The sequence below is a fragment of the Nonomuraea sp. WAC 01424 genome, from assembly GCF_003947315.1.
GTDB classification, from domain to species: Bacteria; Actinomycetota; Actinomycetes; order Streptosporangiales; family Streptosporangiaceae; genus Nonomuraea; species Nonomuraea spiralis.
Map to the genome: position 1 here is coordinate 1 of NZ_QHHZ01000066.1, position 886 is coordinate 886.

Genomic DNA, 886 nt, shown 5'->3' on the forward strand with positions numbered 1-886 from the left:
GAGCAGCGCGTCAGCGGCCGGGTGGTCGCGGCTCACGACGAGCTCGACGACGGCTTCCGGGCTGAGTTCGCCGACCTCGGTGGCGGTGTCGATGTCCGCGCTGCCCATCGAGACCACTTCGACCCCGCCGGCGCCGAGGAACTCGACGAACAGCCGGGCGACGTCGTCCGGGTAGCTGGCGGCGACCGCGACCCGCCGGACGCCGAGGGCCTGGGCGGCGTGGACGAAGGCGAAGGACGTGCTCGACGCCGGGACACCGGCGACGGCGGCCAGCCGGTCGGCCTGGTCGCGGGCGCCTTCCCAGCCGTAGACGAAGCTGCCGCTGGTGCACGCCCAGACCACCGCGTCCGGTTCGTGTTTGGCCAGCAGCGCGGCGCCGTCGGCGAGCCGGCTTTCGCTGCCGAGGTCCAGCAGCTCCGGCACGGCGTGCAGATCGGTTCCGTAGCTGTGCTCGACCGGCAGCTTGATCCCGGCCATGTCCCCGCCGAGGAGCTGTTCCGCGAGCGGGTAGTCGTCTTCGGCCGCGTGATCGGGGTAGATGAACCCGATCGTGGTCGTCTCGGACGGCGGCTCGGGTGGGGTGAGCGGCGAGATGGGCACGGGACCTCCGGAGGGCAGATTGTCGACAATCGTAGGGGAAGAGGTCAGTCGACCTCCCGCAGCCACTTGCCGGGCCCGACGATCGGCAGGTTCATCCGCCGGAGGCAGGCCCACATCGTGAGCTGGTTCGCGGTGAGGACGGGTTTGCCGAGCGCGCTTTCGAGCGGCTCGATCAGATCGTAGGTGGGGAGGTTGGTACAGCTGACGAAGATGGCTTCCGCGTCGGCGTGGTCGGCGGCGAGGATGCGTTCGGCGATGGTCCGGTAGCTGACCTTCCAGATGCCAC

At 70.3% G+C, this 886-nt stretch carries 1 protein-coding gene and 1 pseudogene; both read right to left on the reverse strand.

Annotated elements, in window-relative coordinates; genetic code table 11:
- A partial coding sequence (locus DMB42_RS52740; RefSeq protein ID WP_125649956.1) for a maleate cis-trans isomerase occupies window positions 1–600 on the reverse strand: 600 nt, incomplete at its 3' end.
- A 44-nt stretch (window positions 601–644) separates the two neighbouring features.
- A pseudogene (locus DMB42_RS52745) lies at window positions 645–886 on the reverse strand (Asp/Glu/hydantoin racemase); the annotation flags it as partial.